Source organism: Antricoccus suffuscus, from assembly GCF_003003235.1.
Taxonomy (GTDB): domain Bacteria; phylum Actinomycetota; class Actinomycetes; order Mycobacteriales; family Antricoccaceae; genus Antricoccus; species Antricoccus suffuscus.
Genome location: NZ_PVUE01000007.1, coordinates 15244 through 36442, shown reverse-complemented (window position 1 = coordinate 36442; position 21199 = coordinate 15244). Strand labels below are relative to the sequence as shown.

The window sequence follows — 21199 nt, the reverse complement described above, 5'->3', positions numbered from 1 at the left end:
CTCTTAAAGGGGTAATAGTAAACAGTCCACCAATCCCACCTTTGGTTAAGTTCCTCTAATCCGCCGCCGCTCCGCCGCGTCCGGATACTCCCGTGAATAAATCAGGAGCATTTCGCAGACCTAGAGGATAAGACCCCTTCACGCCCCTCGAAAGGCCCAATTGCATGACTGCCCCAGACGCCCCGATCACGCCGGATCTCCCGGATAACCCCACCTCCCCCGAGTCGGCCGACGACGCCGACACGTTCCCCCGCGACTACGTCGAACGTCTCCGCGCAGAGAGCGCCGAGCATCGCGTCCGCGCCAAGCGTGCAGACGACCTAGCCGCCAAACTGCACGCGGCACGTGTGGCCGCTACCGGCCGCCTGGCCGACCCCGCAGACCTGCCCTACGCCGAGGACCTCCTCGACGACGACGCGGCACTAACGGCCGCGCTGGATGACCTCATCGCGTCCAAGCCTCACCTCGCGTCGCGGATCCCACGCGGCGACGTCGATCAAGGCATCCGCGAGACCCCCGACGCCCCCAAAGGTTGGGGCTCGCTCTTCAAGCAGACTTGAGGCTACTTTCCTTGTATATATGCGTCACAGAGATTGTTGCGGTGACATTTTTCAAAGATATGTACTAGCGTCATCGGCACCACAACCGAGACGCTAGGAGTCACCAATGATCGACGCAACCGCCGACGCCGACCTCAACGACGAGGAGTTCCTCCTCGAAGTCGCCGAGATGGAGGCCATCGACTACTACAGACAACTTCGTTCCGAGGCACGCGAGTTTTGGACCGAGGTATTCGGTTACCCGCCGCCGCGTCGCGGACTGCCCGCATAACCCCCTAAACCACCGTGGCCCCTGATCGTACGGGGCAGTCCGACAGAGGGCCACGGCCCTAAACAGCCCAGCGAGGGCGTCACGTGAGGCTTCTAGTCATTCACTCGCGTGCATGTACGTCGAGAGAGGCGGCAGGGATAGCCGCCCACGACCTCCGTACACCGCGCCCTCGCTGGGCATCCCCCTAATTCTCCTCCGTATAGCGCTGGCCGCTCTCCGGAGTCGCTCGACGCCCTGGCGGCGTCGCGCTTCCCCCATCTTCATCAAATCTAAGGAGACGGCCAGATGGCTATCTACGCTGCAAACGTTCCCGACTCGGTCAAGCCTGACGAGTACCACGACCTCATCCTCGAAGGTCTCCAGACCGAGTCCATCGCCGCCGCGTCCGGCGTCGCAGTGGTTAACACCTCGGCCGCGACGCTGAACATTCCGCGCATCACGGCAGATACGACCGCCGTATGGGCGCTGGAAGGCGAAGACCTGGAGGTCGGTAATCCGGCACTCGACGAGATCGCCTCGACGCCCAAAAAGGTCGGTGGAGTCATCAAGGTTTCGCGCGAACTCGCGCAGGACTCCAGCCCGGCCGCGACCAAGCTTGTCGGCGACAGCCTGACCCGCTCGGTCGCCGTTGCGCTCGATAAGGCCTACTTCACCAACAGCGGTGCCCAGATCGCTAAGGCGCCTAAGGGCCTGCCTGGCGTCACTGGTGCTCTCACGGTTGCGAGCGACGCTGCCGACCTGGACGCGTTCACCGAGGCGCAGGTTAAGGTGCTGGGCGCTCGTGCGCAGGTGACCGCCTGGTACATGAACGCGGCTACCTACCTCCGTTTCGCGGGCATCAAGCAGGCGGACGCCTCTAATGTCGGCCTCCTGGAGACCCAGTTCGCCATCAACGGCGTGCCGGTCCACGTGACCGAGGATCTCGCCGACGACGTCGTCTACGGCGCGGACACCTCCAAGGCGCTGCTCATCATCCGCGACCGCGCCAAGGTGGAGGTCTCCAACGAGGCCTACTTCTCGACGGACGAGGTCGCCGTCAAGGTGACCATGCGCGCCGACCTCGCTTTCCCGAGCCCTAAGTCGATCGTCAAGATCACCGTCGCGCCCGCTGCCTAACTAATCGACCCTCTCGGCCGTCGTCTCCCGCGTGGAGACGACGGCCGTTTGCGTTGTCTACGCGACCCCCTGGAGGCTCGTATGACCTATCCGCTTACCTGGCAACCCGGCGACGTCCTCGGCCGTAACTACGTGCCGCGCCCCCACTGGATGGACGCGGGCTCGTCGACAACTGACATCGCGCCCTGGACGTCCGGCACACTCGGACAGCGCGACGTCGCAAACGGGCTGGGGACGATTAACCGGCTCGCCAGTTTCACCCTGACCAGGATCAAACTCGACGGGCTACCCATAGAGTCCGGCCGCCAGTACGTACTGCGCATGCTCGCGTTTGTGTCTGACCCGGCGCAGACCGTGAAGGTCGGCATTGTCGCGAATGGTGGCAACGACACCGCGCCCGTCGCGGGCTACGACGTCACGATCCCGCCCAACTCTGGCTATCAGTGGGTCGAAGTCAACGTAACGACGCCTGATAAGCAATGGCGCAACTCGCTAGGCACTCCATTCACGCCGACCGCCATGGATCTCATCATCACCGCGACGTCGGCGGTCGCTATCGGCTTCGCAATGGTCCGCCTCGACGAGCCCGGCTCCCCTATCTCCGGCCGCCTTGACGGCGACGCGACAGATACGACCGACTGGGACTTCGGCTGGACCGCGACGACTAATCGGTCCGCGTCGACCGCTACCGCTCTCACCGCATACCCCACGGCGTCCGCAGACGAGGCGCCTACCGCCGCGTTCATCGCCGCCGCCACCGACCTAACCCTCGACGTCGACGCGTCCGCCTCTAGCGACCCCGAGGAATCGACGCTCTCCTACGGCTGGGACTTCGGCGACGGTGCCACAGGATCCGGCGTGACCGCATCGCATACCTACGCGGCCGACGGCGCCTACGTCGTCACACTCACCGTGACGGACACGGCCGGTAACGCCGCAGGCTCCACGAAGACCGCGCACGTCTCCGCCGTAACCGGCACCGATCCGACGCCCGACCCCGAGCCCGGCTCCGGTCCGATCACCGCGCTTATCGCCGAGGTCGTCGCGTTCATGGGCCGTACCGGCGACGCGGCGCTCGAAGCGCTGGCCGCCGAGCATGTGCCAGTCATGGCCGAGATCGTCAACGCTTACGTTCGCGGCAACGGACCGACGCGCACCGGATCCGGGCTCGGAGAGTTCGACTTCCCGCCAGACCTCCGCGCCGTGACCATGACCGCGTCCGCGCGTCTCCTCAATAACCCGGCGCAACTGGAGAGCGAGAGCGCGGACGGCTACGCCGCACGCGGCCGTTTCGAGTCGTTCTCTCTCGCCGAGCAAGCGATCCTGCACCGCTACCGCCGGAGGTCCGCGTGAACTACCTAGAGCGTGTCGCGCTCGTCTCCGGCGCTAGCGAGGTGGAGGCGCCCGCCACCGTCGCCCTGGTGTCCGCTCAGGAGGCTTACGAGGTGTTCCTCGTTACCGATGTGAGCGTCCGCGTGCCTCCGGGCTTCGCGGTGCTCGGCACCACCGATTCTGTCCGCGTCCTCACTGGCCCTCTCGCGGGTACGTACAGGGTTACGCAGGTCCGACCGAGTCGGCACCACACGCGCTACATGGTCGCTCGTACCACGTCGTAGTTACATGCGTGTTTATCGAATAGTGGCATGGGCGGCGATCTTTGCGGTGCCGACTGCAGTGGCAGGGATATACGGGATGAACTTCGACTTCATGCCGGAACTGCACTGGAAGTTTGGCTATCCCGCGGTCATTCTCGTGATCGTAACGATCTGTTTGCTGCTCTATCGCGGATTCAAGCGCAACCACTGGCTTTAAGGCCGCAGATTACCGGAGCGCGTGGAATGCGTCGAATACGGTGCGCTTCGGCGTACCCGTGGTGGTCGCAACCAGCACGACCGCGTCCTTCTTCGACATCCCCTTGGCCACCTCGTCCGCGACCAGCGCGGCCAGCTCATCCGCGGCGTACTCCCGCCGTACGTCGCCGGCGCCTTCGATCACCACCGTGATCTCCCCGCGCACGCCGTCCGCCGCCCACTCAGCGAGCTCCCCGAGAGTGCCGCGGCGTACCTCCTCGTAAGTCTTGGTCAGCTCGCGGCACACCGCTGCGCGGCGGTCCGCACCAAAGACGTCGCGGACGGCCTCAAGCATCGGAAGGAGCCGGTGCGGCGCCTCGAAGAACACCATCGTGCGGCGCTCGGTAGCCAGCGGCGCGAGCGCGCGCTGCCGCTCCCCTGGCTTGCGCGGCAGAAAACCCTCGAAACAGAAGCGGTCGCACGGTAGCCCGCTCAGGGCTAGGGCGACGGTCACCGACGACGGCCCCGGCAGGCAGGTGACCGCGAGGTTGGCGTCGATCGCCGCCGACACCAGCCGGTAACCGGGGTCTGACACCGAGGGCATACCGGCGTCGGTCACGAGCAACACGCTCTTTCCGCTGCGCAATGCGTCGATGAGCTCCGGCTGCCGGTCCTTCTCGTTTTGGTCGAAGTACGACGTGACCGGCGCGCTGAGCTCGACTCCAAGGTCGCGCGCGAGCCGACGAAAACGCCTGGTGTCCTCGGCCGCGATCAGGTCGACCGATCGGATCGCCGTGCGCAGCCGATCGGTGGCATCGCCGGCGTTGCCCAGCGGCGTACCAGCGATGACGAGCACCCCAGGTGACGGCGACCACGCAGGTCGCGCCGGGCCGCCGGACGTCGTCTCACCATTCGTCATTCGATCAGCCTACGATCATTGCCGTGCCGGAACCGACCCAGACGACGCCCCAAGACGACGTCGATGGGCTCGACGTACCGCGACTGGATCCGCCGATGCCGCGCGACGGACTGGCGGCGTGGGTATTTACGTTGCTCATCGGCGCGCTTGCGCTTCTGGTCCGAGTGGCGAATCTTGGCTGGCCCAACAGGTTGGTCTTCGACGAGGCTTATTACGTGCCCGAGGCGCACCAGCTGCTGCACTACGGCTTCGAGGAGAACCGCGCCTACTACTTCATCGTCCATCCGCCGTTCGGCAAATGGAACATAGCGGTCGGCGAGTGGCTGTTTGGCTACAACTCTTTTGCCTGGCGGATATCCGGAGTGGTAGTCGGGTGTGCCGCGATCGTGCTGCTGAGCTTCGTCGTACGCCGGATGACCCGATCTACGCTCTGCGGACTATTTGCCGCGATTCTGCTGGCCGCCGACGGGTTCTCGTTCACTATCAGCCGGACCGGGATCCTCGACATCTTCTTGCAGTTCTGGACGTTACTTGGCTTTTGGTTCCTGATCGTGGATCGGGACAGATTCCGCACGCAGTTGTGGCGCGCGTGTCAGAGCGGGGTAATCGGCACCTGGGGCCCGAGGGTGGGATTCCGGTGGTGGCGCCTTGCCGCCGGGATTACGTTCGGGCTGTCCGCGAGCGTGAAATGGAGCGGCGTCTACTTCCTCGCCCTGTTCGCGATCCTGTGCCTGGTCTGGGACTGGGGCGCCTACCGCTCTATCGGGCTGCGCCGGCCCTTCGTCGCGACCATGCGGCGTAGCCTCCCCACCGCGTTTTGGGATCTCGGCATCGTCCCGGTGCTCGCCTACCTCGTGACCTGGGCCGGCTGGTTTGCCGGCGAGACGGCGCAAGGCCGGTACTGGGCAGAAGGCCGCGCGACGTCGTACCCGTGGATCCCGGAGGCATTGCGTTCGCTATGGCACATGCATGCCGAGTGGCTCAACTTCCACACGCACCTGACCACGCCGCATCCGTGGGACTCCAACCCCTGGTCCTGGCTGCTCACCGGCCGCCCGGTACTAATGGTCAACGACACGGTCACTATCGCCGGGGCGCAGCACATGCGCACGATCACGATGATCGGCACACCGCCACTGTGGTGGGCGTTTGCGCTGGCCGGCCTATGGATGATCTGGTGGGCGATCTCTCGGATGGACTGGCGCGCGATCGCAGTCCTAGTAGCGATCGCGGCCGGTTGGGGTGCCTGGTTGATTGACACCGAACGCACGATGTTCATGTTCTACATGGCGCCCGTCGTGCCATTTTTCATCATGGCCGTGACGTTCGTGCTCACCGACGTCCTCGGCCGGCGTACCGACTCAGTACGCCGACGCAAGTGGGGCGCCGCGGCCGTCGCGGTCTACCTCGGGCTCGTAGTGGTCATGTTCGGCTTCTTCCTGCCGGTGCTCAACGGCACCACACTGTCTATGTCCGCCTGGGACCTGCGAATGTGGCTAAACCTCTGGAGCTGACTCGTCGCCGTGGTCTCCGAACACCGGCGGGGTGCTGAGCTTGGCCCAGTGTTGCCGTCTGGCCTCATAGATGGCGATCGACGTGGCGGTCGCGACGTTGAGCGAGCCGACCCTACCGACCTGCGGGACGAACCCGACTGCATCGGCGGCGGCTAACGCTGCGGGTGTCACACCGCGATCCTCGTGTCCGGACAAGATCGCCACCGGGCGGTCCAGATCGAGAGTATGCAAGGGCTTTGACTCGCTCGCTAACTCCAGCGCCACGATGTAGTAGCCGTCGGCCCGAGCGGCCGCGATCGCCGCGGCGATGTCGTCGTACGTCGTCCACTTCAGGTAGCGGTCGGTGCCGAGCGCCGTCTTCTGGGTCTTCGGCGAGCGCGGGGTCGCGGTGTCGCCCACGAGATAGAGGTGATCGATGCCCATCGCGGCCGCCGTACGGACAAGCGCTCCGACGTTCCACGGCGAGGCGACCGACTCGAGGATCAGGCCGAGCGGTTCGGGGTAGGTGCGTTTCCACCCGCGGTGCAACCGCTTGAGGTCGGTGCCGCGAAACTGGCTCATATCTGTTCCCTGTCTGTGCGGCGTACTTCGAGGACGCGATAGCTCTGCTTAGATGACAGCCGGTCGACCCGGAGTCCTTGCGACGTAAGCCATTTCGCGATCGAGTCGGCGCCGAGATGCTTCCCGACGACGAGATAGCAGACCCCTGTCGGAGCGAGACGCTGCAACCAGGTGGCGAGCAGCTCGTGCAGTGCCTGCTTGCCGATCCGGATGGGCGGGTTGGAGTAGATCGCGTCGAACACGACATCGGCGGGAGTCTGCTGCGGCGTACTCACGTGCACGTTATCGAGCTTCGCGCGTCTGGCGTTGTCGCGGGTCAGGTCGCAAGCGCGTTCGTTGACGTCGATGGCGTAGACCCGAGCTCCAGGCGACCATGTCGCCAGCGTCAACGCGATCGGGCCGTAACCACAACCCAGGTCCAACAAATTTCCGTGCGCCGGAGGAGATGGGACACCATCGAGGAAGATCCGGGTCGCCTCATCGAGCTGTCCGTGCGAGAAGACTCCCGCGTCAGACTGCAACTGCAAGTCGACTCCGTCGAGAAGTACGTCGACCACGCGAGGGTCGCTCGCCACGCTGGGCTCGGGGCTGAAGTAGTGCCCGTCGGGCGAGGATGGATTCACCCGGCCATCCTAGGTGACCCGGCACAGACACCTTCGCCATCCGTCACAAAAGTCCGCTGATCCGTCAGAAAAGTCGACTGATCCGTCACTACGGGACCCGCACGCGACTCGATCCGACTGGTTAACGGCGAAAAACCAGCAGCGGCACCAGGAGCTCGTCCTCGGTGAGCGAACCGTGGTGCCCTTTCAGCGAGGACTGCATGGGCTCGGCGCCACTCCGAAACAGCGCGCCGTCGGTAAGCGCGATGGCGATGACGTCGCCGATCCGGTCGTACGACGCCGACGTAATCGTCGGCCCGAACCATCCGTCCTCGACGAGCTCGGCCTTGCGGTAGACGCCGTACTCATCGCCGAGCCGCTCGCGCCACAGGTCATAGACGTCCTGCGCCGCACCGTCTTCGGCGTAAAGGTGACGAGCACGCGGTTCACCGCCAATGATGCGCACGCCGTCCTGGAGCTCGGCGTCGGCGTCGATATCGATGCTTGAACCGACCTCGACCATCCCGTGATCTGCGGTGACGATCAGCACGCCGCCCGGCGGCAGCCCCTCGGCGATATCGCGAGCAATCTGATCGACGTGCGCGAGCTCGGCCCGCCATCCGGCCGAGCTAGGTCCACGCACGTGACCGGTCAAGTCGAGATCGCCGTGATAGGCATAAACCAGAGTCCGATCCCCGGCCATCGCGGCAATCGTCTCGGCGGCCAGGTCCCCATATGACACCGCCGGACGGAAGTCGCCGCCGCGCAACACGGCGCGGGTGAGCCCCGACTTCTGCTGGTAGCGGGGCCCCACTCGCACGACTTCGATGCCATCGGCCACGGCGCGCTCGAACGTGGTTGGCGCCGGCTGGAATACCTCTGGGACAACGGTTTTGACCAAGTCGACATGGTCACCAGGCCCGTGCAACCGCCAGAGTAGTGGGTTCATCGGTCGGTCGTACCCGTCCACCGCGAGCAGGTAGCCGACGAGGCCGTGCTCGCCCGGCGGGAGCCCGGTGCCGAGCGAGCCGAGGCTGGCCGCGGTCGTACTCGGGAAGCCGGCAGTGATCTGCGGACCTAGTGCTGTCGATAGAAAGGGCGCGGCCGCTTGGTGCGCGCGCAGCAATAGCGCCCCCAGCCCGTCGACAAGCAGCACACACACCTGGCGCACCCCAGCAAGATCGAGCCCCAGTACATCGCGTTCCCCCGGTACACCGAGCCCGGCAAGCACGGAGGGCATGAGGTCGGCGAGCGAGCGTTCGCCGTACCGCGGAGTCAGCATCACGCCGTCAGGCTATCGTGCGTCCGATGAACCGCGGGACGGTCAGGGGCTAAGACTTCTTACTCAGCAGGAAAACTGGTATCCGTCGGTCCGTCTTCTTCTGGTAGTCGGCGTACGGCGGGTAGGCCGCGACCGCGCGGTCCCACCATGCGGCGCGTTCGTCACCCTCAGGAAGCTCGGTGGCCGTCATGTCCCATTTGTCGCCTTGGTCCTGCAACTGCACATCCGGGTTGGCCTTCAGGTTGTAGTACCAAACCGGATTTTTCGGCGCTCCTCCCATGGATGCCACCGCGAGGTATTCACCGTCGTGCTCGACCCGCATCAGCGGCACCTTCCGCAACGCCCCACTCTGGGCGCCCTTGCAGGTCACGATGATGACCGGCATGCCATTCAGGTCGTTACCTTCGCGACCGTTGCTCGATTCGTAGACTTCTACTTGATCGCGGGAGCGCTTGGACGGGCTGGGTACGTATTCACCTTGCAATGTCATGACACCCAGTATGCCGCGAAGTCACCGATCGCGACACCGGCCGACGAATCGACATGCTTAGCGCGACTAACGACCCAGGCAAGACGTGACGTAATGTCAGCCGAGGTTCGCATAGAAATGAGGCCTAGCCGATGTCCAGTGTCAACAACAACGACCGCTATAGGTCCGACCCAATCGCGCATCTGACGCGCGAGGTCATCACCGAGCGCATGAAGAGCTTCGAGCACGTCGTGGCGGCGCCCGGAGCCAGACGAGCCGCCGCGGTTGCCATTCCGATCGTCGAGGTTGACGGGGTACGAGGCATCTGGATCACCAAACGCGCCCCGACTCTGCGAGCCCACTCGGGACAGTGGGCACTGCCCGGTGGACGGATCGACGAAGGCGAGACCCCGCAGCAGGCTGCGCTCCGCGAACTCGAGGAAGAGATCGGCGTCAGCGCGCGGCCAGCCGATATTCTCGGCCGGCTCGACGACTACGTCACCCGATCCGGATACGCCATGACGCCGATCGTGGTCTGGATCGGGGAGGCGCCAGAGGTAAAGCTCAGCGCCGCAGAGGTCGCGAGGCTGCACTTCATACCGTTCCCGCAGCTCGACGTCGAACCGCGGCTGCTCACCATTCCGGAGTCCGACCGCCCGGTCATCCAGATGCCGTTGCTCTCGTCGCTGATCCACGCACCAACAGCCGCCGTGCTCTACCAGTTCCGCGAAGTTGCGCTGCAGGGTCGACCCACCCGAGTGTCCCATTTCGAACAGCCCGTATTCGCCTGGAAGTAGCGGCTCGGCTACCGCGGGTCTCAGGATAGTTCGACGACGACCTTCCCGATCCGTTTACCGCTTGTCATCCAGCTTTCGGCCTGGGCGACGTCCTCAAGTGGGAAGACCCGATCGACGATGACCTTGAGGTTGCCTGCGGCAAATCCATCGACGATCACGTCGGCGGCACGCCGTACGACGGCGCTGGTCTCCTCGCGACTGCGGGTCCGAAAGGTCGCACCGATAAGCGACACCCGTTTGCGAGCCACCTCGTCGAGATCGACGTCGGCCGACGTACCTCCGGACCGACCGACCGACACCAGCCGGCCACCAATCGCGAGCACCTGCAAATGTTGCGCCCACTCTGGTGAACCGACGCTATCGACGATCACGTCGATACCGTGGCCATCGGTCGCATCGAGGACCTTGTCGATGAATTGAGGGTCGGCGGTATCCAGTGCCAGGTCGGTCGCGATGCCATGCTCGGCAAGGTCGGCCAAGCGATCACGGTTGCGCGCCGTGCCGACGATTGTGGCCGCCCCGAGCAGCTTCGCCAGCTGCAGTGCGGCAACACCGACCCCGGAGGACACCGCGTTGACCAGCACGTGCTGTCCTTCTTGCAGTCCGCCGAGGGTCGAGAGCGCGTCATGCGCGGTAATGAACGTGACCGGCACAGCGGCCGCGTCGGTGAAGCTCAAACCGGCCGGTTTGGCGAAGATATCCGCCGCGGGAGTCACGACGTACTCGGCAAAGGCGCCGTTTGCGCGTGCCATCACCTCGTCTCCGACGGCGGATCCCGAGACGTCCGCGCCAACTGCGCTGACGACGCCAGAGACCTCCATCCCGAAACGAATCGGACCGGTCGCAGTCTCGCTGGCTGTGGGTTTAGTAATCGACGTGCCGCGGATGTAGTGCCCCGTAATCAGGCCTTTGTCGGCCGCGTTGAGTCCGGCGGCGGCGACCTTAATCTGGACCTCGCCGGCACCGGGTTCTGGTACGGCGACGTCGTCAATCCGAATCGTTCCGTCTTCTGCAACCGCTGCCTTCACCAGGTTCTCCAATCGTCGGCTTCCGAGAACCCTACGACGCTTCGGCGAGACGACATTCAGCGCCAGCAGATCGGCAGCCGTTTGATCCCGCGCTGGAACGACGAACGTAGCAACGCCGGCTCGCCCGCCTGCTCGATCCACGACGTACGTTTCAGCAGCTGGGTGAACATCGTGCGCATCTGCACTCGCGCGAGGTGGGCGCCCAGGCAGAAGTGCGGTCCGTGCCCGAAGACAAGGTGATCTCGACTGCTGCGGTCGATCAGGAATGCGTCGGGCTGGTCAAACACCCGCGGATCGCGGTTCGCCGACAGGAAGCTGACGACGACCTTGTCCCCCGCCTCGACTGGTTGATCGCCGATCACGCAGTCCTGTGTCGCCGTACGCCGAAAGACCATCACCGGGGTCCACCAGCGCAGCATCTCCTCGACCGCGGATTCGATCAACGCAGGGTCGTCTCGCAACCGCCGCTGACTGTCCGGATGCTGAAGCAAGCCATACATTCCGCCCGGCAGTCCGTTGCGCAGCGTTTCGTTGCCCGCGACCGCGAACAGCCAGAACATGTTCTCGAACTCTTCGACGCTGATGTGGCCCTCGTCGGACTGCGCCTGTCCCATGAGGATCGACATCACGTCGTTACCCGGTTCGGCCCGCTTGGTTTCTCCCAGCAGATGCGCGTATTTGTAGAGGTCGGGCATGCCAGCGCGGCTGCGTGGGTCAGGCATTGTGCCGTCCGATGCGGGCTCGGGGCGCACCGCGATGGCCGCGCGTGCCATCGCGGTGCCTGCTGCCGCGTCGAAGTCTGCGCTCGTCGCATAGTCCGGGTCTTGGAAACCGATGACCCTGTTAGACCAGTCGAACATCAGCTTGCGGTCCTGGGGAGGAACACCAAGTACGTCGGCAAGCGTCAAAAGCGGGAGGTCCGCCGCGATCTCTTTGGCGAAGTCGAGCTCGCCCGGCGCGGTCAGCGCCCGGTCGAGGATGTCCGTGACGTGCCCGTATATCTGTTCCTCGAGCCTGCTCACCGCACGGGCCGTGAACGAGCGCTGCAGCGGACGACGCAGCCGAGTGTGCTCGGGTGGGTCCATGTTGAGCATCATGCGCTGGACGTAGGCCAGATCTTCCTTCGTCGTCGGATCGCGCACCTGGGTGGCGCCGGCGTACGACGAGAACGTCGCCGGATCACGCATCACCGACTGGACTTCGGCGTGCCGCAGCACGAGCCAGTAGCCCGGTCCGCCAGGGAATCCGGCTGCCGGCGGCTCGTCGACCCAGACCACGGCGGCGTTCTCCCGGAGGGCGGCAAGAGTGTCCAGGGGCGCACCGCTCACAAAGGTCTGCGGGTCGTGGATGAGGTGCGCACCGGGCGCGGCCGCGTGTGCTGTCATCGTCTCCCTGCCCTCACGCGCTTGTCCTCACACGCTATGTCCACACGGTCGCTCTAGTGTTCGGCGAGGAACGACTCGATCCGCGTCACCAGAGCTACCGGCGTCTCGTACATCGCGTAGTGACCACACGCCGGCATCTCGACGACCTCCACGTTTTTATACATCTGCAGCCAGCTTTGGCGCATCACGTCCGCGGACAGTGCCGGGTCGTGCTCGCCGGCCATCACCAGGATTGAGGTGTCGGGCGTACCAAGTCGGTCGCTGTAGTCGTCGTTCACCCAGGACTGTACGGCGCCGGCAAAAGCCGGGACCGTCGAATTCTCGACCGAGCGTTTGACCATGCTGTCGAGCCAAGCCGAGGAGTGCTGGTTGCCAGTCGTGAAATCGAGAATCGCCTTGCGCTTGCCGTGATCCTCCGCGGCGCCGAAGAACAAACCGTGGGAGTCCTCGTCCAGCGGCACTGGGGCAGGCGCAACGGGGCTGATACCGACCAGCGCACGTACTCGCTCCGGCGACTCGATCAGCAGTGCGGCAGCGGCTTTGCCGCCCATGGAGTGTCCGACGACAGAAAAATTGTGCAAGCCCGCGGCGTCGGCGGCCGCGAGCGTGTCCGCGGCGTACTCCTCCATGGAGAATGTGCCCGTCTCACGCCCCCGTGCGCCGTATCCGCGCATCTCAGGGAAGTAATAGGTGAAGTTCTGCAAATCGGCAACCTCGGGCAGGAATCCCCATCCCTCACCGGAGCCAAACCAGCCATGCAGACAAAGCACCGCATGATCGCCCTCGCCAATACGTCTCATCGAACTACTCATGAAAGCCCGCCTTCATTGTTGGGAGCACACTCGTTTGCTGGGCGCGTTTTCAGACCACGACCGTTCGCCACATGCTAGCGCCCAACCTGCGCCTCCGGGAGATGCTCATGCGGACGCGTCTGCAACGATGGTTTCGGTCGCACGGGAAGCGTGTCGGGCCGGTCGAGGAGGTGCGATGGCAGAACCGTCATCGGCACAGTCACGCGGCGTCGATCCCGCACCGGTGAGCCAGCCGGCCCGACCGGGCAGTCCACTTAGAGCGGCAATCCCATTGCCACGAGCGTCGTCGTCTACCCGCAGATTCCTCGCCACGGAAGCGGGCAGCGCGCTATTTCTGCTGGGCGCCGCACTCGTCGCATTGGTCTGGGCGAACGTACCCGGTTGGGCCAGCTACGAGTCAGTCTGGTCGACCGTTGCCTCGATCAGGATCGGCGATCTAGGTCTGAGTCTTGACCTTCGGCATTGGGTGAACGACGCCGGGATGGCGATCTTCTTCCTCGTGGTCGGCCTCGAGATCAACCGCGAGATGAGCATCGGTGATCTGCGCAGCATCCGGTCGATCGCGGCGCCCGCACTCGGCGCCCTGGGCGGCCTCGCGCTGCCTGCCGTGTTGTATTTACTCATCGCCGGCGGCGGTCCGGGCGTGGCCGGTTGGGGAATCCCGATCTCGACCGATACTGCGTTTATCGTTGGCGTGCTTGCGTTGTTCGGCCCGCGCTGCCCGGACCGGCTGCGCTTGTTTCTGTTGACGCTGGCCATCGTGGACGATGTAGGCGCGATAGCGGTTCTCGGCCTGTTCTATACCAAGCACGTCTCGGTGACGGCGTTGGTGATCGCGCTCGCCTTGGTAGTGGCACTCGGAGTCCTGCGGTGGCTGCGGGTCTGGCGATTGGGCCCTTATGTCGCGGTAGGAATTGCGCTGTGGCTCGCGGTCAGCGCGAGCGGGGTACACCCGACGCTTGCCGGCGTCCTCGTCGGCCTGATGGTGCCGTCCCGCTCGACACAGTCGGCGCCCGGCGAACGGATCCGCTTCTACGCTCGCGCGTTAATCGAGCGCGCCGATCCGACCCGCGCTCGTCTCGCGGTGTCAGCCGCTCGCTCCGTCGTACCGGTAAACGACCGCCTGCAAGAGGCATTGCACCCGATCAGCGCCTACGTCGTCGTACCCATCTTCGGCCTCGCTAATGCCGGCGTACACCTGAGTGGCAAAACGCTCGCCAACGCCGTTACGTCGCAGATCACGATCGGCATCGTCGTGGCGCTCGTCGTCGGAAAAACAGTTGGAATCACACTCGGCGCGACCGCCGCCTTGCGCACCGGACTCGGCACCTTGCCCGGGGGCGTCCGCTACGGGCACCTCATCAGCGGTGCCGTACTGGCCGGGATCGGGTTCACGATCTCGCTGTTCATTACCGACCTCGCGTTTGATTCTTCGGAACTTCGCGACCAGGCCAAGATCGGCGTACTGGTCGGGTCGCTGCTGGCCGCGGTGCTCGGTTCTGTGCTCGTGCGCTATCTCGGGGAACGGTTACCGATGTGTACGCCGGAGGACGAAACGGTGATCCCGCCGCTACCCCCTCGACCTTGGCTCGACCCCTCGGCGGCGACCTAGCCGGCCGATCTCGGCGCGAAGGGCACCGAGCTCAATCCGCCCTGTGTATGGATCCTGACCCAGGAACACCGTCGGCGTGCCGTGTACGCCGAGATTCGCAGCCTCCCTGTAGTCGCGCTCGATCGCGGCGCCGAATCGCTGCGCCGGCGCACCTACGAGGCTGCTCGTATCGAGGTCGAGCTCTGCGGCGTACCGCACAAGGTCGCGGTCAGCCAGCCGATCCTGATGTTTGAAGAGTAGCCCGTGCATCGGCCAGAATGCGCCCTGCTCACTTGCGGCCTCGGAAGCGAGCGCCGCAGTCAACGCGTAAGGATGCGGCTGAAAGAGCGGAAAATGCCGGAACGCCAAGCGCACCTGGTTTTCGGACGTATCGACAAGCGCGCGCAGGACCGGAGCTGCCGCCGCGCAATAGGGACATTCGAAATCGGCGAACTCTACGACCGTCACGGGCGCATCCAGCGCTCCGTAAACGTGCCGGACGGCGAATTCTTCGTCCTCCATGTCGGTTACGTCCTCGCTGATCCGATGCCCAACGCGGCGGCGATTCCGAGCGCGCTGCGTGGACTGTAAGGGCCGCGCCAGAGCCCACCGTGTACGGCGTTATCGGCCTCCGCGCGCCATGGGTCTTGCGGCGACGGGGTTCCCGAGTACAGGTCGTGGATCAGAAGTGCCGCCATCAACGTGTTGCTGGTCGACGGCGCGAATACCTCTACGCCGAAGCGATGCGCTCCGGCGTACGCCGCGGCCAGCGCGCGGTTCTTGAGCACCGACCGGGTCCGAGTAGGAGGCGCGACATTGAGCGAAACTTCGACACCAGCGCGGCAAGCCGCCGTCGCCCGCCAACGCTGCAACCGTTTGGCCAGAATGTAGTTGGGGCCTTGTTGTACGACGATGCTGTCGTTGATTCCGGGGGCGGGCCCGGGCGCATAGTTGCGGCGTAACAGTCGGCCGGCGCTCACGGCACGAGCGATCGGCCGCACGTAGCGCAGTTTCCTGTTCTCATAGGCCTTCTTTGAGAACTCCACAACCTCGGTTGGCACTGCGAATACGTCGGTCGGGGTCGCAAGGAAAGCGAGTGCAACGTCATCGCGATCGTTCAGCAGGTGGGCGGTCAGCGCATCGACCGCGCTCGACACCCGCAGGTTCGTCGCTCCGTCGGCGTACACGTAGTTGCCGAGCACGAGCTGCCCGTCGAACTGCCTGAGCCAACTCGCGACTCCGGGAAGATTCGACAATAGATCAGCCCCCGCGTGGTCGGCGATCTGCGACGAGTCCGCGCCGACTGGAAGATGCAGAGTCCCGGCGGAGTCTCTCGCGATATCTATGATCTCGCGCCATACCGCCGGCTTCGGCAGGTCCATCGCGATCGCTTCGACGCCCCACCGCAATGCCGCCCGCAGCGGACCCATCTCTGCAGAGGCACCAAGCACGACGAGCCGTCGACCCGGCATCGCCAGCCAGTCCGGGTTAGCGGCAACTTCGCGGATCGCTTTCGCTGCCGACGGTTCCATCGATCCACGCTCGACCCAGCTGTCGAGCTGGCGGTCGAGCGAGGCCCCTTTCAGCCGGTCACCCCTGAACGGGATCGTCAGCTCTCGCTCAGGCTCGCGCTCTCCCTGCACCGTCGCGGTCTGCAGGTCCGAGCCGCCGCGTGGGATCGCGAATACCTCCTTGAGAGGAATCTCGTCATCTGTGTCGCCCTCGGCGGTGGGCGCGGTGCTCTCGTTGGCCACGGCGTCTTTGCGCACGGTGGCACGCATCCGAGCATGCAGCGACTCCAGTCCATGCTGCGCGATATCTACTGCCGCTTCCTGGGACTGCAGGCCAGCCTCAACTAGTCGCACAAAATGGGCGCCGTACCCGCGACGCCAATCCGTCTCGCGTGACACCGCCCGCGAGCCCACTGGATCCGGTCCGGCCAGTGCATCGGCGACGACGGCGCGACCGAGCGCCGACGTACTCCGCTTGCCGCCCGTCGCCGGTACGACGATCTCTACCCGCTGCACGTCACCCACCGTTCTTCCCTACCTACCGTCCGTCCGTGAGAAAGTTACCGCCTATCCGCGAGAAGTAAGCGTTCATCCGTGAATTTGTACCGTTCGGGGCTTGCCGAGCGGCGCGTCTAATCCTGCACCCTTGGCGTGGATATGCGCACGGCGGGCGTACGACAAAACAGGGCTTGACATTGGAGTGGACAGGTATGAACATGTCTACATGAAGAATGCAGGGTTCTCCCGTCGGCAACAAGTCGTGGACGCACTCACCTACCGCATGCGGTCGGGCGAGTTGCGGCCCGGCGATCGACTTGACGGCGAGCTACGGCTCGCAGCCGAGTTCGCGGTCTCGCGCGGCACGATTCGGCAGGCACTGAGCGAACTTCAGCGGCGCAACATGATTGCGACGCACACTGGGATCGGCTCGTTCGTCACGTTTGACGGCGTCGCGCTCGATGCCGAGGTCGGCTGGGGACGCGCTCTTGCCGATACCGGCACCCAGATAACCGCCGAACTGATGTCCATAGACCGAATCGGTCGGGAAGATATACCAGACCTACCAGGCGAAGTGACGCTCACCGAGGCTATCGCTGTCCGCCGCATTCGACGCGCCGAAAATGGCGTGGCGGTGTCCTACGAGTGTTCGTCGGTACCGTTCGTTGGTCCGTTGCGGGACCTCCCGAGCACCGGTCTCGTGGACGGCTCGCTTACGACGTCGCTGCGCGCTGCTGGGCTCATCGCACAGTACGGCGCCCAGGACGTGCGACTGTCGAAGCTTGATCGACGAGAGTCACGCATCCTAGGTCGCAAGATCCGCACGCCGTTCCTACGGACGGTCCGCACGGCGTACGCCGCCGATGGCAGCCTCGTCGAGCACGTCGTCTCGCTGCTCGATCCCGATCACTTCAGCGTGCACTTCACCTTCGGTGAGCAGCCGTGAGCATTCGCGACCGCGCCCTCGGCGCCATGACCGGACTCGCCCTCGGCGATGCCCTCGGAATGCCCACCCAAGCATTCAACAGGTCGCAGATATTCCAGCGATACGGGGCAATCGACGGATTGCGTGATGCCACCGCGGACCAGCCGATCGCTCCGTCCATGCAGGCTGGATCCGTCACCGACGACACCGAGCAGGCGATCCTGGTAGCCGGTCTACTGATCGACGGTCACGGCACAATCAATCCCGAGTCGTTCTCCAAGGCGCTGATCGCGTGGGAGAGTTCCATGCGCGAGCGGGGCAGTCGCGACTTGCTCGGCCCCTCGACGAAAGCAGCCATCGACGCGATTGTCGCGGGAGACGATCCGTCGAAGACAGGACGCTACGGTACGACCAATGGCGCGGCTATGCGCATCACCCCGGTCGCGATAGCGACGCCCACGGAGTCGCTCATCAAGGCCGTCGTCGAGTCCAGTTATGTCACGCACAACACGGGCCTTGGGATCTCCGGCGCCGCCGCGATCGCTGGTGCGGTCGGCGCAGGGATCGACTGCGCCCCAGTCGATCACGCCATCCAGGCTGGGCTCGATCTGGCCGAGCAAGCAAGCCAAGAGGGGCACTGGATTGCCGGCGCGTCAATCGCCGCACGCGGCCGGTGGGCCCTGCGCGCGGCGGCCGACCTGAGCGATGCCGAGCTCCTGGATTTCGTCGAGCAGGTCATCGGCACATCGGTACACAGCCAGGAGTCCGTGGTGGCCGCGCTCTTACTCGCCTACCGCTACCGAGACCGTCCGTACGAAGGGCTATGCCAAGCGGCTGCGCTCGGCGGCGACACGGACACAATCGCTGCCATGTGCGGCGCCGTACTCGGCGCCTCCCTTGGCGCGTCCGCGTTTCCCCAAGACACGGTGACCACGGTCCTTGATGTTTCACGCCTCAAACTAGCCCCGGTGGTCGACGCCCTACTTGATGTCCGTCGCAGTCAGATAACGCCCCGCTAACTACAACCGATCCGCATGGCCGCCGCGTCGCCGCGCGCACCAGAAGGAGATCCCATGCAACCGACAAAATTCTCAGAAACCGAGCCATCGGACAACCGCGTCCTCGGCGCCGTGGAGCAGCGTGGGATCGAGCCGGTCCCTGAAGCCGAACGCACTGGCCGACCACTCCAACTGTTCTGGGTATGGTTCGCCGCCAACATCTCGATACTTGGCATCCCGCTCGGCGCGACGTTGGTCGCCCTCGGAATGAACATTTGGCAGTCTCTGATCGTCGCGATCATCGGAGCCTTCGGTTCCTTCGCGCTCGTTGGCCTGATTTCTATCGCCGGCCGACGAGGCGGTGCGCCGAGCCTGACCCTGTCGCGCGCGATCTTCGGCGTACGAGGCAATATCGGCCCCACAATCGTATCGCTGTGTTCGCGGCTCGGTTGGGAGACGGTCAACACGACAACCGCGGCGTTTGCACTGCTGTCACTCAGCGCCATTGTCTTCAACACCGAGTCGGACGCACACAAGACCCCCGTCCTGGCGGTCGTATGCATCCTCATTTTCGTCGCCTTCACCGTAGCGGTGTCGGGCATGGGGCACGCGATCCTGCTTGTCGTGCAGAAGTACGCGACCTGGGTCTTCGGCGCACTGAACATCTTCGTCGCGGTGTTCCTATTTGCGACCGTCAACTGGACAGCGGTCGCCGACGCCCCCGCCGGACCCGCATCCGCGATGGTCATCGGCATCGGGACCATCGCCGCCGGAACGGGTATCGGATGGGCCAACGCGGGCGCCGACATGTCCCGATATCAGTCGCCGCTCGCGAAGTCGGGCCATCTAGTCGCCTCGGCCGCGGCCGGTGCCGGGATTCCGCTTGTGTTTGTCATCGGGCTCGGTAGCCTGTTGTCGGCTGGCGACCCGAGCCTGTCGGGAGCCGGCGACCCGGTCGCGGCGATTCGCGCGATGCTGCCCTCGTGGGTGGCGGTGCCCTACCTGATCACGGCGTTCGGCGGGCTGTTGCTGTCTAATCATCTGTCGGTCTATTCGGCCGGCCTTACGACCCTGACCCTCGGAGTGCGTCTGCGTCGCGTGTACGCCGTGGTCGTCGATGTCGTCGTGACGACCGCCGGCTCGATCTACTTCATGCTCATCGCCACTGGCTTCTACGGCCCGTTCATCACATTCATTTCACTGCTCGCGGTGCCCATCACCGCCTGGGTCGCGGTGTTCCTGGTTGACATGCTCCGGCGCAAGACGTACGACGCGGAAGGTCTGATGGACCTGCGATCGACCTCGACGTACTGGTACGCCGGAGGCATCGAATGGCGCGCGTTCGGCTCGTGGGCGGTCGCTCTGGTCGTCGGCTACCTCTTCACGACCGCGCAAGTGTCAGCCGATGAGGTGTGGTTCAGCGGCCCATTCGCCGACACCTGGCTGGGACACAACGGCCTCGGCTGGGTCATCACGTTTGTGATCGGTGCCGGCTTGTACCTGATCCTCGGTGGTGCGCGCGGTGCCGGCACGACGATTCGGCCGAAGCTGGCGGCACGCCGATGACCGGCCGGGTCATCCACACCGGGCAGGCCATCGTCGACCTGGTGATGAACGTCGACACGCTACCGCCAATCGGCGGCGATGTCTTCGCCGATCACTACGCGCTCTTGGCCGGCGGCGGTTTCAATGTGATGGCTGCGGCCCGCCGGGAAGGGGCGGAGGTCATCTACGCCGGCGGTCATGGGACCGGACCGTTCGCGGACGTCGTACGACAAGCGATGAACAGCGAGGGCGTGCGTGTCTCCTCGCCTCAGGCTGCCGATTGTGACACCGGGTTCTGCGTCGCGCTGATTGACGCGAACGCCGAGCGGACCTTTGTCTCAACGTTTGGCGCCGAAGGACACATCACGGCCGATCACCTCGAGTCCGCAAAGGTGACTGCCGACGACATCGTCTATATAACCGGCTACTCGCTCTACCACACCAACAATGCCGCGACGCTTGGGAAGTGGCTCCCTACCGTGCCGATCGGGGCATCGGTTGTCATCGATCCTTCGCCGATGGTCGGCGAAATCCCTGACCGCGTCCTGGCCCAGACGCTCGCGCGCGCCGCGGCCTGCACCGCCAACGAGCGAGAAGCCCGAATCCTTCTTACCCGGCTCACCGATTCCTCGGCGACCTCGCCAGAAGAAATTGTCAACCGACTCGCCGACCACCTGACGGCAACCGTCATCGTTCGAGTCGGCGCCGATGGCTGCTGGGTGGCCGGACCCGGACTCGCGACCGAACTGATTCCGAGCATCGGCGTTAAGGCGATCGACACTAACGGAGCTGGTGATGCGCACACCGGCGTACTGTGCGCCGACCTCAGCCTCGGGATCGACGTCCGTACGGCGCTGCGTCGGGCCAATGTCGCGGCGGCAATCGCCGTATCCCGCCGAGGGCCGGCCACCTCCCCTACGCGCACCGAGATCGATGAGCTGATCGGCGAGTAACCGGAGTCACTATGCAACTAATTGCATAGTGACTCCGAAGGTTGCTAATTTAAATCATCCACAAATGCAACC

Annotated in this window: 23 protein-coding genes; 13 read left to right on the top strand and 10 right to left on the bottom strand. The window is 64.8% G+C overall.

Going from position 1 to position 21199, the window contains the following annotated elements; genetic code table 11:
* Positions 1-164: 164 nt before the first annotated feature.
* The 6 genes from CLV47_RS09885 (at position 165) to CLV47_RS22610 (ending at position 3759) form a co-directional block, all read left to right on the top strand.
* Positions 165-560 carry a hypothetical protein gene (locus tag CLV47_RS09885; protein ID WP_106348875.1) on the top strand — a complete coding sequence of 132 codons (396 nt, stop codon included), beginning with the start codon at positions 165-167 and terminating at the stop codon, positions 558-560.
* Between the two features lie 106 nt (positions 561-666).
* A complete protein-coding gene (locus tag CLV47_RS22025) occupies positions 667-831 on the top strand; it encodes a hypothetical protein (protein ID WP_170111023.1) in 165 nt (54 codons plus the stop codon).
* A gap of 285 nt (positions 832-1116) precedes the next feature.
* A complete protein-coding gene (locus tag CLV47_RS09880) occupies positions 1117-1947 on the top strand; it encodes a phage major capsid protein (RefSeq protein WP_106348874.1) in 831 nt (276 codons plus the stop codon).
* 81 nt (positions 1948-2028) lie between these two features.
* Positions 2029-3300 (top strand): PKD domain-containing protein, encoded by a 1272-nt coding sequence (locus CLV47_RS09875; protein WP_106348873.1) that lies wholly within the window; start codon positions 2029-2031, stop codon positions 3298-3300.
* The gene (locus CLV47_RS09870; RefSeq protein WP_106348872.1) at positions 3297-3563 is read left to right on the top strand and encodes a hypothetical protein; all 267 of its coding nucleotides are present in this window, start codon (positions 3297-3299) and stop codon (positions 3561-3563) included. The genes CLV47_RS09875 and CLV47_RS09870 overlap by 4 nt, the downstream gene beginning before the upstream one ends.
* Before the next feature lie 4 nt (positions 3564-3567).
* Positions 3568-3759: a CorA family divalent cation transporter gene (locus CLV47_RS22610; RefSeq protein WP_106348871.1), complete on the top strand. Its 192-nt coding sequence runs from the start codon at positions 3568-3570 to the stop codon at positions 3757-3759.
* Positions 3760-3768: 9 nt separating this feature from the next.
* Here CLV47_RS22610 and rsmI read toward each other — a convergent pair whose 3' ends face one another.
* Entirely contained in the window at positions 3769-4656 is an 888-nt protein-coding gene (gene rsmI / locus CLV47_RS09860; protein ID WP_106348870.1) for a 16S rRNA (cytidine(1402)-2'-O)-methyltransferase, read from the bottom strand.
* A gap of 23 nt (positions 4657-4679) precedes the next feature.
* Here rsmI and CLV47_RS09855 point away from each other — a divergent pair, with 23 nt between their 5' ends.
* Positions 4680-6170 (top strand): dolichyl-phosphate-mannose--protein mannosyltransferase, encoded by a 1491-nt coding sequence (locus CLV47_RS09855; protein WP_146135345.1) that lies wholly within the window; start codon positions 4680-4682, stop codon positions 6168-6170.
* On the opposite strand, the gene CLV47_RS09850 is transcribed toward CLV47_RS09855, so the two are convergent.
* The 4 genes from CLV47_RS09850 to CLV47_RS09835 all read right to left on the bottom strand — a co-directional run bounded on the left by CLV47_RS09850 (position 6153) and on the right by CLV47_RS09835 (position 9105).
* Positions 6153-6731 carry a TrmH family RNA methyltransferase gene (locus CLV47_RS09850; RefSeq protein ID WP_106348868.1) on the bottom strand — a complete coding sequence of 193 codons (579 nt, stop codon included), beginning with the start codon at positions 6729-6731 and terminating at the stop codon, positions 6153-6155. The two genes, CLV47_RS09855 and CLV47_RS09850, sit on opposite strands and share 18 nt — an antisense overlap.
* Positions 6728-7354: a class I SAM-dependent methyltransferase gene (locus tag CLV47_RS09845; protein ID WP_106348867.1), complete on the bottom strand. Its 627-nt coding sequence runs from the start codon at positions 7352-7354 to the stop codon at positions 6728-6730. The genes CLV47_RS09850 and CLV47_RS09845 overlap by 4 nt, the downstream gene beginning before the upstream one ends.
* Positions 7355-7475: 121 nt before the next feature.
* Entirely contained in the window at positions 7476-8615 is a 1140-nt protein-coding gene (locus CLV47_RS09840) for an alkaline phosphatase family protein (protein WP_202862508.1), read from the bottom strand.
* Between the two features lie 49 nt (positions 8616-8664).
* The gene (locus CLV47_RS09835) at positions 8665-9105 is read right to left on the bottom strand and encodes a nitroreductase family deazaflavin-dependent oxidoreductase (protein ID WP_106348866.1); all 441 of its coding nucleotides are present in this window, start codon (positions 9103-9105) and stop codon (positions 8665-8667) included.
* A 131-nt stretch (positions 9106-9236) separates the two neighbouring features.
* Between CLV47_RS09835 and CLV47_RS09830 the strand changes: the two genes are divergently transcribed.
* Positions 9237-9881 carry an NUDIX hydrolase gene (locus CLV47_RS09830; protein ID WP_177557522.1) on the top strand — a complete coding sequence of 215 codons (645 nt, stop codon included), beginning with the start codon at positions 9237-9239 and terminating at the stop codon, positions 9879-9881.
* Positions 9882-9901: 20 nt separating this feature from the next.
* Here CLV47_RS09830 and CLV47_RS09825 read toward each other — a convergent pair whose 3' ends face one another.
* The 3 genes from CLV47_RS09825 to CLV47_RS09815 are packed head-to-tail and all read right to left on the bottom strand — an operon-like array spanning position 9902 to position 13106.
* Positions 9902-10909, bottom strand: a complete 1008-nt coding sequence (locus CLV47_RS09825; protein ID WP_170111022.1) for a zinc-binding dehydrogenase — start codon at positions 10907-10909, stop codon at positions 9902-9904.
* 56 nt (positions 10910-10965) lie between these two features.
* Positions 10966-12294: a cytochrome P450 gene (locus CLV47_RS09820; protein WP_106348864.1), complete on the bottom strand. Its 1329-nt coding sequence runs from the start codon at positions 12292-12294 to the stop codon at positions 10966-10968.
* Positions 12295-12347: 53 nt separating this feature from the next.
* Positions 12348-13106: an alpha/beta fold hydrolase gene (locus CLV47_RS09815; RefSeq protein ID WP_106348863.1), complete on the bottom strand. Its 759-nt coding sequence runs from the start codon at positions 13104-13106 to the stop codon at positions 12348-12350.
* 175 nt (positions 13107-13281) lie between these two features.
* Between CLV47_RS09815 and nhaA the strand changes: the two genes are divergently transcribed.
* On the top strand, positions 13282-14718 hold the full coding sequence (gene nhaA / locus CLV47_RS09810) for a Na+/H+ antiporter NhaA (protein ID WP_202862491.1): 1437 nt from the start codon (positions 13282-13284) through the stop codon (positions 14716-14718).
* On the opposite strand, the gene CLV47_RS09805 is transcribed toward nhaA, so the two are convergent.
* Positions 14677-15219, bottom strand: coding sequence for a DsbA family protein (locus CLV47_RS09805; RefSeq protein WP_106348862.1), 543 nt, complete (start codon positions 15217-15219; stop codon positions 14677-14679). The genes nhaA and CLV47_RS09805 overlap by 42 nt on opposite strands.
* A gap of 5 nt (positions 15220-15224) precedes the next feature.
* Positions 15225-16733, bottom strand: coding sequence for a hypothetical protein (locus tag CLV47_RS09800; protein WP_238145306.1), 1509 nt, complete (start codon positions 16731-16733; stop codon positions 15225-15227).
* A 199-nt stretch (positions 16734-16932) separates the two neighbouring features.
* Between CLV47_RS09800 and CLV47_RS09795 the strand changes: the two genes are divergently transcribed.
* From CLV47_RS09795 to CLV47_RS09780, 4 genes are read left to right on the top strand one after another with little or no spacing between them, the layout of a single operon-like run.
* Positions 16933-17652 (top strand): GntR family transcriptional regulator, encoded by a 720-nt coding sequence (locus CLV47_RS09795; protein WP_106348861.1) that lies wholly within the window; start codon positions 16933-16935, stop codon positions 17650-17652.
* Positions 17649-18650 (top strand): ADP-ribosylglycohydrolase family protein, encoded by a 1002-nt coding sequence (locus CLV47_RS09790; RefSeq protein ID WP_106348860.1) that lies wholly within the window; start codon positions 17649-17651, stop codon positions 18648-18650. Before CLV47_RS09795 ends, CLV47_RS09790 begins: the two co-directional genes overlap by 4 nt.
* 54 nt (positions 18651-18704) lie before the next feature.
* Entirely contained in the window at positions 18705-20195 is a 1491-nt protein-coding gene (locus tag CLV47_RS09785; RefSeq protein WP_106349019.1) for a purine-cytosine permease family protein, read from the top strand.
* Complete coding sequence (locus CLV47_RS09780) at positions 20192-21127, top strand: PfkB family carbohydrate kinase (RefSeq protein ID WP_106348859.1); 936 nt, start codon at positions 20192-20194, stop codon at positions 21125-21127. Before CLV47_RS09785 ends, CLV47_RS09780 begins: the two co-directional genes overlap by 4 nt.
* The last annotated feature ends 72 nt before the right edge of the window (positions 21128-21199 follow it).